12 protein-coding genes are annotated in these 8,435 nt (G+C 60.6%); 10 read left to right on the top strand and 2 right to left on the bottom strand.

Annotated elements, in window-relative coordinates; all coding sequences use genetic code 11:
- The 10 genes from ccmA to AC1DLB_RS13625 all read left to right on the top strand — a co-directional run.
- The coding region (ccmA, locus tag AC1DLB_RS13580) for a cytochrome c biogenesis heme-transporting ATPase CcmA (protein WP_477785118.1) at window positions 1-553 on the top strand (553 nt) is incomplete at its 5' end.
- Window positions 550-1,218 carry a heme exporter protein CcmB gene (ccmB, locus tag AC1DLB_RS13585; RefSeq protein ID WP_007939195.1) on the top strand — a complete coding sequence of 223 codons (669 nt, stop codon included), beginning with the start codon at window positions 550-552 and terminating at the stop codon, window positions 1,216-1,218. The genes ccmA and ccmB, both read left to right, overlap by 4 nt.
- 80 nt (window positions 1,219-1,298) lie before the next feature.
- Entirely contained in the window at window positions 1,299-2,054 is a 756-nt protein-coding gene (locus AC1DLB_RS13590) for a heme ABC transporter permease (RefSeq protein ID WP_007939194.1), read from the top strand.
- Complete coding sequence (gene ccmD / locus AC1DLB_RS13595) at window positions 2,051-2,227, top strand: heme exporter protein CcmD (RefSeq protein WP_007939192.1); 177 nt, start codon at window positions 2,051-2,053, stop codon at window positions 2,225-2,227. Before AC1DLB_RS13590 ends, ccmD begins: the two co-directional genes overlap by 4 nt.
- On the top strand, window positions 2,224-2,679 hold the full coding sequence (gene ccmE, locus AC1DLB_RS13600; RefSeq protein WP_086945857.1) for a cytochrome c maturation protein CcmE: 456 nt from the start codon (window positions 2,224-2,226) through the stop codon (window positions 2,677-2,679). Before ccmD ends, ccmE begins: the two co-directional genes overlap by 4 nt.
- A 3-nt stretch (window positions 2,680-2,682) precedes the next feature.
- On the top strand, window positions 2,683-4,686 hold the full coding sequence (locus AC1DLB_RS13605; RefSeq protein WP_477785119.1) for a heme lyase CcmF/NrfE family subunit: 2,004 nt from the start codon (window positions 2,683-2,685) through the stop codon (window positions 4,684-4,686).
- A complete protein-coding gene (locus AC1DLB_RS13610; protein ID WP_477785120.1) occupies window positions 4,683-5,219 on the top strand; it encodes a DsbE family thiol:disulfide interchange protein in 537 nt (178 codons plus the stop codon). The genes AC1DLB_RS13605 and AC1DLB_RS13610 overlap by 4 nt, the downstream gene beginning before the upstream one ends.
- Window positions 5,216-5,689 carry a cytochrome c-type biogenesis protein gene (locus AC1DLB_RS13615; RefSeq protein ID WP_064619441.1) on the top strand — a complete coding sequence of 158 codons (474 nt, stop codon included), beginning with the start codon at window positions 5,216-5,218 and terminating at the stop codon, window positions 5,687-5,689. The genes AC1DLB_RS13610 and AC1DLB_RS13615 overlap by 4 nt, the downstream gene beginning before the upstream one ends.
- On the top strand, window positions 5,682-6,890 hold the full coding sequence (gene ccmI / locus AC1DLB_RS13620) for a c-type cytochrome biogenesis protein CcmI (RefSeq protein ID WP_477744245.1): 1,209 nt from the start codon (window positions 5,682-5,684) through the stop codon (window positions 6,888-6,890). The genes AC1DLB_RS13615 and ccmI overlap by 8 nt, the downstream gene beginning before the upstream one ends.
- Window positions 6,891-6,904: 14 nt before the next feature.
- Entirely contained in the window at window positions 6,905-7,303 is a 399-nt protein-coding gene (locus tag AC1DLB_RS13625) for a hypothetical protein (protein ID WP_019579595.1), read from the top strand.
- Window positions 7,304-7,359: 56 nt separating this feature from the next.
- On the opposite strand, the gene AC1DLB_RS13630 is transcribed toward AC1DLB_RS13625, so the two are convergent.
- Together AC1DLB_RS13630 and AC1DLB_RS13635 are read right to left on the bottom strand one after the other, a co-directional pair.
- Window positions 7,360-7,935: a PIN domain-containing protein gene (locus AC1DLB_RS13630; RefSeq protein WP_477744246.1), complete on the bottom strand. Its 576-nt coding sequence runs from the start codon at window positions 7,933-7,935 to the stop codon at window positions 7,360-7,362.
- Window positions 7,932-8,399: a helix-turn-helix domain-containing protein gene (locus tag AC1DLB_RS13635; protein WP_064619430.1), complete on the bottom strand. Its 468-nt coding sequence runs from the start codon at window positions 8,397-8,399 to the stop codon at window positions 7,932-7,934. Before AC1DLB_RS13635 ends, AC1DLB_RS13630 begins: the two co-directional genes overlap by 4 nt.
- Between the last annotated feature and the right edge of the window lie 36 nt (window positions 8,400-8,435).

Below are 8,435 nucleotides of genomic sequence, written 5' to 3' on the forward strand. Positions count from 1 at the left end.
GGCCAGTGGCGAAATGTTACAGATCAGCGGCCCCAACGGCAGTGGCAAGACCAGCCTGCTACGTCTGCTTTGCGGTTTGATGCATCCGACCGCCGGTCAAGTGTTGCTCAACGGCCAGCCACTGAACGAACAACGCAGCGAACTGGCGCGCAACCTGCTGTGGATCGGCCATGCCGCCGGCATCAAGGACCTGCTGACCCCCGAAGAAAACCTCAGCTGGCTCTGCGCCTTGCATCAACCGGCCTCCCATGAGGCGATCTGGCAAGCGCTGGCGGCGGTGGGGCTGCGCGGTTTCGAGGATGTTCCCTGTCACACACTGTCTGCCGGCCAGCAAYGTCGTGTGGCGTTGGCGCGGTTGTTCCTGGACAGCCCGCCGCTGTGGATCCTCGACGAGCCGTTCACCGCGCTCGATAAACAAGGCGTGGCGCAACTCGAAGAACACCTGGCCGCGCACTGCGAGCGCGGCGGCATGGTGGTGCTGACCACTCACCACACGCTGAGCCGGATGCCGGCCGGCTATCGCGACATTGATTTGGGGAATTGGGCCGTATGAGTGTTTTCGGCCTGTTGGTCGCCCGTGAGGCCCGTTTGCTGTTCCGCCGTCCTGCCGAATTGGCGAACCCGTTGGTATTTTTCGCCATCGTCGTCTCCTTGTTCCCGCTGGCGGTCGGCCCCGAGACTCAATTGTTGCAAACCTTGTCTCCGGGGCTGGTCTGGGTGGCGGCGCTTTTATCGGTTTTGCTCTCGCTGGACGGGCTCTTCCGCAGTGATTTCGAAGACGGATCCCTTGAACAGTGGGTCCTTTCGTCGCACCCCCTGCCTCTTCTGGTGCTGGCCAAGGTGCTGGCACACTGGGCCTTTTCCGGCCTGGCACTGGTTTTGCTCGCGCCATTGCTGGCGCTGATGCTCGGTTTGCCTGCCGCTTGTCTGCCGGTGTTGCTGCTTTCTTTATTGCTCGGTACACCGGTGTTGAGCCTGCTCGGTGCGGTGGGCGCGGCGCTGACGGTAGGATTGAAGCGTGGTGGCCTGTTGCTGGCGCTGCTGATTCTGCCGCTGTATATCCCGGTGTTGATTCTCGGCAGTGGCGCCTTGCAGGCGGCATTGCAGGGCATGCCGGCGACCGGTTATCTCTTGTGGCTTGGTAGCCTGACCGCCCTGGCGATAACCCTGGCACCTTTTGCAATAGCTGCTGGCCTGAAGATCAGTGTCGGCGAATAATGAGGTCTGGTTAAAATTTGACCAGTAAAGACCCTTTGGCTGTTTCGTGATAACGAACAGCAACCGTGATGGAAACAGCAATGAACTGGACCTGGTTTCATAAGCTCGGCTCGCCCAAATGGTTTTACGGCATCAGTGGCAAATTGCTTCCCTGGCTGAGCGTCGCGGCGTTGCTGCTGATTAGCGTCGGCGTGGTCTGGGGCCTGGCCTTCGCACCGCCGGACTACCAGCAAGGCAATAGCTTTCGAATCATCTATATCCACGTTCCCGCCGCCATGCTGGCGCAGTCGATCTACGTGATGCTGGCCGTGTGCGGCGTTGTCGGGCTGGTGTGGAAAATGAAACTGGCCGACGTCGCCCTGCAATGCGCCGCCCCGATCGGTGCCTGGATGACCGCCGTGGCGCTGGTCACCGGGGCGATCTGGGGTAAACCGACCTGGGGTTCGTGGTGGGTCTGGGATGCGCGACTTACGTCCATGTTGATTCTGCTGTTTCTGTACTTCGGTCTTATTGCGCTGGGCAACGCCATCAGCAATCGTGACAGCGCGGCCAAGGCCTGCGCGGTGCTGGCGATTGTCGGCGTGATCAACATCCCGATCATCAAATACTCGGTGGAGTGGTGGAACACCCTGCACCAGGGCGCGACGTTCACTCTCACCGAAAAACCGGCGATGCCCGCCGAGATGTGGCTGCCACTGCTGCTGACGGTGCTGGGTTTCTACTGTTTCTTCGGGGCGGTGCTGTTGCTGCGCATGCGCCTTGAAGTGCTCAAGCGCGAAGCCCGGGCGAGCTGGGTGAAATCCGAAGTGCAGAACAGTCTGGAGGCCGCTCGATGAGTTTCGCTTCATTCGGCGACTTTCTCGCCATGGGCCATCACGGCCTGTATGTCTGGTCAGCCTATGGCATTTGCCTGGCGGTGCTGGCCCTCAACGTGGCGGCGCCGATCCTGGCCCGCAAGCGGTATCTGCAACAAGAGGCGCGTCGTTTGCGCCGGGAGAACGGCCAGTGAATCCGCTGCGTAAAAAGCGTCTTGTCATCATTCTCGCGATCCTGGTCGGTGTCGGCGCTGCCGTCGGCCTGGCCCTGAGCGCCCTGCGGCAGAACATCAATCTGTTTTACACCCCGACCCAGATCGCCAATGGCGAAGCGCCGCAAGACACGCGCATCCGTGCGGGCGGCATGGTCGAAAAAGGCTCGCTGCAACGTTCCGGCGATTCCCTGGACGTGAAATTCATCGTCACCGACTTCAACAAATCCGTGACCATCAGCTATCGCGGCATCCTCCCGGACCTGTTCCGCGAAGGGCAGGGCATCGTTGCCCTCGGCAAGCTCAACGCTGATGGCGTGGTGGTGGCCGACGAAGTGCTGGCCAAGCACGACGAGAAGTACATGCCGCCGGAAGTGACCAAGGCGTTGAAAGACAGTGGTCAGTCGGCACCTACGCCAGCCAAGGAGGGCTAACGGATGACTTCCGCACTTTACAGCTCGGGGCTGTTCATCCCCGAACTCGGCCATCTGGCCATGATCCTGGCGTTGTGTTTTGCGTTGGTGCAGGCCGTGGTGCCGTTGCTCGGTGCCTGGCGCGGCGACCGTTTGTGGATGAGCCTGGCCCAGCCGGCTGCGTGGGGGCAGTTCGCGTTTTTGCTGTTCGCCTTCGGTTGCCTGACCTATGCGTTCATGGCGGACGACTTCTCCGTCGCCTACGTGGCCAGCAACTCCAACAGCGCGCTGCCGTGGTACTACAAGTTCAGCGCCGTGTGGGGCGCTCACGAAGGGTCGTTGCTGCTGTGGGCGTTGATTCTCGGCGGCTGGACCTTCGCGGTGTCGGTGTTCTCCCGACAGTTGCCGCAAGTGATGCTGGCCCGGGTGCTGGCGGTGATGGGCATGATCAGCACGGGTTTCCTGCTGTTCCTGATCCTGACGTCCAACCCGTTCGCCCGGATCCTGCCGCAGATGCCGGCGGACGGGCGCGATCTTAATCCTCTGCTGCAAGACATCGGCCTGATCGTTCATCCGCCGATGCTGTACATGGGTTACGTCGGCTTCTCCGTGGCCTTCGCCTTCGCCATCGCCGCGCTGTTGGGCGGTCGTCTCGATGCGGCGTGGGCGCGCTGGTCCCGTCCGTGGACCATCGTCGCCTGGGCCTTCCTTGGCATCGGTATCACGTTGGGTTCCTGGTGGGCCTACTACGAACTCGGCTGGGGCGGCTGGTGGTTCTGGGACCCGGTGGAAAACGCGTCCTTCATGCCTTGGCTGGTGGGCACGGCGCTGATTCACTCGTTGGCGGTCACGGAAAAACGTGGCGTGTTCAAGAGCTGGACCGTGCTGTTGGCCATCGCCGCATTCTCGTTGAGCCTGCTCGGGACCTTCCTGGTGCGTTCCGGCGTGCTGACCTCGGTTCACGCCTTTGCCTCCGACCCTGAGCGTGGTGTGTTCATTCTGGTCTTCCTGCTGTTTGTGGTCGGTGGTTCATTGACGCTGTTCGCCCTGCGCGCGCCGGTGGTCAAGAGCCATGTCGGCTTCAACCTCTGGTCCCGGGAAACCCTGCTGCTGGGCAACAACCTGGTGCTGGTGGTGGCTGCTTCGATGATTCTGCTGGGCACCTTGTACCCGCTGATCCTCGATGCAATGACCGGTGCCAAGCTGTCGGTCGGCCCGCCGTACTTCAACGCGCTGTTCATTCCGTTGATGGCGATCCTGATGATAGTGATGGCGGTCGGTGTGGTGGTGCGCTGGAAAGACACCCCGGTCAAATGGCTGGTGAGCATGCTGACCCCGGTATTACTCGGCAGCGCCGCGCTGGCCGTCGTGGCGGGCGTTGCTTACGKCGATTTCAACTGGGCGGTGCTGGCAACCTTCATGTTGGCTGCCTGGGTGTTGCTGGCCGGTGTGCGGGACATTTTCGACAAGACTCGCCACAAAGGCTTGATCAAAGGACTGCCGACCCTGACCCGCAGTTATTGGGGCATGCAACTCGCGCATTTGGGCATTGCCGTGTGCGCGCTGGGTGTCGTGTTGTCGAGCCAGAACAGTGCCGAGCGTGATCTGCGCCTGGCACCGGGTGAGTCCATGAGCCTGGCCGGTTACCAGTTTGTGTTCGAAGGCGCCAAGCACTTCGAAGGCCCGAATTTCACGTCCGACAAGGGCACCGTACGGGTGATCCGCGACGGTAAGGAAGTCAGCGTGCTGCACCCGGAAAAACGCCTGTACACGGTGCAGAACTCGATGATGACCGAGGCCGGGATCGACGCCGGTTTCACCCGTGACCTGTACGTCGCACTGGGCGAGCCGTTGGGCGAGGGCGCCTGGGCGGTTCGCGTGCACGTCAAACCGTTCGTGCGCTGGATCTGGTTCGGTGGGCTGCTCACAGGTGTAGGCGGGTTGCTGGCGGCGCTGGATCGCCGTTATCGGGTCAAGGTAAAAAGTCGTGTGCGTGAAGCGCTCGGCATGACGGGAGCCACCGCATGAGACGTTGGTTGATGCTGTTGCCGCTGGCGATTTTTCTGGTGGTTGCTGTTTTTCTGTATCGGGGGCTGTACCTGAACCCGGCCGAGTTGCCCTCGGCGATGATCGGCAAGCCGTTCCCGGAGTTTTCCCTGCTCTCGGTGCAGGGCGACAAAACCCTGACCAAAGCGGACATTCTGGGTAAACCGGCGCTGGTCAACGTCTGGGGCACCTGGTGCATTTCCTGCCGGGTCGAGCACCCGGTGTTGAACAAACTGGCCGAGAAGGGCGTGGTGATCTACGGCATCAACTACAAGGACACCAATGCAGACGCCTTGAAGTGGCTGGCCGAGTTCCACAACCCGTATCAACTGGACGTCCGTGACGATGAAGGCACCCTGGGCCTGAACCTCGGCGTGTATGGCGCACCGGAAACCTTCTTCATCGACGCCAAGGSCATCATCCGCGACAAATTCGTCGGGGTGATCGACGAACAGGTCTGGCGCGAAAAACTGGCGGCCAAGTATCAGGCGCTGGTCGACGAGGCCAAGCCATGAAGCGCTGGATTGCCGCCGCCGCTCTGGGGTTGAGCATGGCTGGCGTGGCCCACGCCGCCATCGATACCTATGAGTTCGCCAAAGAGGGCGATCGCGAGCGTTTTCGCGAGCTGACCAAAGAGCTGCGTTGCCCCAAGTGCCAGAATCAGGACATTGCCGATTCCAACGCACCGATCGCCGCCGACCTGCGCAAAGAGATTTTCCGCATGCTCGGCGAGGGCAAGGACAACCAGCAGATCATCGACTTCATGGTCGACCGCTATGGTGATTTCGTCCGTTATAAACCTGCTCTGAATGCCAAGACCGCATTGCTCTGGTTCGGCCCGGCCGGCCTGCTGCTGGGCGGTTTTGTGATCATCGCCGTGATCGTCCGCCGTCGTCGCGTGCAACGCGCTGACAGCCCGGACACGCTTTCTTTTGATGAGCGCGAGCGCCTCGACCACCTGTTGGATAAAACCAAGCATGATTGATTTCTGGCTCGCTGCAGGCCTGCTGCTTCTGGTAGCCCTGAGTTTTTTGCTGATCCCCGTTCTGCGCGGTCGTCGCGCCCAGCTTGAAGAGGATCGTACGGCGCTTAACGTCGCGCTGTATCAGGAGCGCGTGGCTGAGTTGCAGACTCAGCAAGAAGAAGGCGTACTCAACGCCGAGCAAATGAATGCCGGCCGCGCCGAAGCCGCCCGTGAACTGCTTGCCGACACCGAAGGCGTCGAGGTACCGCGAGTGTCGCGCCTGGGCAAGCCATTGCCATTGCTGGCGGCAATTCTGGTGCCTGTGCTGGGCCTTGGGCTGTACCTGCATTTCGGTGCCAGCGACAAAGTCGAGCTGACCCGCGAGTTCGCCCAGGCGCCGCAGTCGATGGAAGACATGACCCGTCGCCTGGAGCGTGCGGTTGCGGCGCAACCGGATTCGGCCGAAGGCCTGTACTTCCTCGGCCGCACTTACATGGCTCAGGACCGCCCCGGCGATGCGGCGAAGATCTTCGAGCGTACCGTGAACCTGGCCGGTCGCCAGCCGGAACTGCTCGGGCAGTGGGCTCAGGCCCAATACTTCGCCGATGGCAAGAAGTGGTCGGACAAGGTCCAGGCCCTGACTGACGAAGCACTGAAAGCCGATCCGAAGGAGGTCACCAGCCTCGGTCTGCTGGGCATCGCGGCCTTCGAAGGCGAGCGTTACCAGGAAGCCATCGACTACTGGAATCGTCTGTTGGTGCAACTGCCGCTGGATGACCAGTCCCGTGTCGCGCTGCAAGGCGGCATCGCCAAGGCCGCCGAGAAGCTTGAAGCCAGCGGTGGCAAGGTGGCTCAGGTTCAGGCTCCGGCAGTGAAGGTTGCAGCACTGCTCAAGGTGCGTGTCGATCTGGCGCCCGACTTAAAAGCTAGGGTCAAGCCCGGCGACAGCGTGTTCATCTTCGCCCGCGCCACCGCAGGCCCGCCCGCACCATTGGCGGCCAAGCGTCTGACCGTTGCCGACCTGCCAGCGACCGTCGAGCTGGGCGATGCCGATGCAATGATGCCCCAGTTGAAACTGTCGAACTTCCCCGAAGTCCAACTGGTTGCGCGCATCTCCCGCGCCGGCCAACCGACTGCCGGCGAATGGATCGGTCGTAGCCAACCTTTGGCCACCAGCACCAGCGCGCCACAAAAACTGACCATCGACAGCCCGGATAAATAACAGGAAACGCCACCATGACCGCCTTCGCTCGTATCACTCTCCTCAGCATGATGGTTTTGGGGCTAAGCGCGTGTGCGGTCCAGGAGTACGAACCGGAACGGTTGCCGCCAATCCCGCCCTCGCAGCCGAGCACCAAACCGACCACACCGAGCAAACCGGTCACGCCGAGCAAACCATCGAAGCCGGTGCAACGCACCTCCGCCAGCTTCGCCCCGCCACCGGGGGGCAACAGCCATTGGGATGCGAAACTCGGTGTTTACGTCCTCGACAATCAAACCAACACCTTCTACCGCCAGCGCACCTACTACCGCTGGGACAACGGCTGGAGCCGCTCGATCAGCCCTAACGGGCCGTGGGAAGAGACGGATATCCACGGTGTGCCGGGTGGGCTGGGCAGACAATTCGGGCAGTGAATGGAAACGGCGATCTGAGGATCGCCGTTTTGCTTTTCGGCATTTATGAAGGGCGGTTAAAGAATCGCCTGATAGTGGGTCAACGCCTTGCTCGACCGATTCAGGCCCTGGCGTAACAGCAGTTCGAGATAAGTGGTGACATCCATCGGCGGCGTCTTTAGCTGTTTGCGTTGTCGTTGTGCTGCCGCAACAACTGCTGCCGGGTCCAGATCAAACAGGTTATCGACGAACTCGTCAGGATGTTGGGCTTCGATGCCAAAGGCTCCCAGTGTTTCATCCGGAAAATCTTTCTGGTTAAAGGTCACGATGACACTGGCATTGCAGCGTATAGCGGCAGCCAGAACATGTCGGTCATCGACATCAGGCAGTGTTAGCCCTTCGATCAGCCTTTCGTAACCGTAGACGCAAGCATCAGGTATGGCCTGATCCATCAAGTCGGACGTGCGATCCAACTGCTCTGTTGTCAGGTCCGGGCGGTTCTTCAGTAAATTGCGCTTCCATTCGTTATGTATCTCCAGTGACCATCGCGCCCTGAAACGCCCGGAGAGCGCGAGCCACATCAAAAAATCTCTCAAGGGGGCGGGGTACAAAACACATGCGTCATATACAGCGGTAAAAGGGGAGTGCCTCACTCGTATCCTGTCCTTAACGCTTGTGCCTGCTCGGCGAGAAGCGTCATTGCTTGCTCGCTGGCTATGTCGCGCTGGGTTTTATAGTCCATCAAATCGGTAAAGCGCACACGTCGGTGCTTGCCGGTTTTGTGGTAGGACAACTCACCGGACTCCAGCAGTTTGATCAGGTGCGGGCGTGAGACATTGAGCAAGTCCGCCGCTTCCTGGGTGGTCAGTTCAGCGTGTACCGGGACCACTTTGACGGCGTTGCCTGCAGCGAGCTCTGCCAGGATGTCGACAAGCAACCGAAGCGCTGAGGTGGGAAGTTCGACGCTGTGTGCTTCATTCTGCTCATCGAAAATCTGGATATGCTGAGTTTCGAATTGGGTGGCGAGGCAGGCAGCCAAGGCACGCTGACCTTCGATAGCGGCCTGGACCTCACGCTCCATGGGCAGGTTAAGGGGGGGATGGATAACTGGTGACATGATGCTTTCCAATATTCTGAATAATCGATATTGGAA

It is taken from the genome of Pseudomonas sp. 05N434 (assembly GCF_056396965.1).